The organism is Psychrobacter sp. CAL346-MNA-CIBAN-0220, from assembly GCF_040309805.1.
Classification (GTDB): Bacteria; Pseudomonadota; Gammaproteobacteria; order Pseudomonadales; family Moraxellaceae; genus Psychrobacter.
Window position 1 is genome coordinate 1 of sequence record NZ_JBEOPF010000212.1, and the last position, 276, is coordinate 276.

General features: G+C 42.4%; 1 protein-coding gene. It reads right to left on the reverse strand.

From position 1 onward, the window contains the following. Positions 1-276, reverse strand: a 276-nt coding sequence (locus AAEY88_RS13365) for a response regulator (protein WP_350563169.1), incomplete at both ends; no start/stop codon positions are given.

The following is a 276-nucleotide window of genomic DNA, read 5'->3' on the forward strand; positions in this document are numbered from 1 at the left end:
GATAATGCTTACCCGAGTCGCCATTTCTAATCGCTTTAGTTGCTTGGTAGCCGTCCATTTCAGGCATTTGGCAGTCCATTAAAATTAACTGGTAAGTATTAGCGGGTTGCTCATTTAGTTGCTTTATCGCCTCACATCCGTTTTCAGCAATATCAAATGAAATACCGGCTTGTTTTAATAAAGCCCCAGCAACAACTTGGTTAATTTTATCGAATCCTTCCGAGAAAACCCATTGATCGACGCGAAGCGGCGTCGATGGGATGAATCGGAATAACT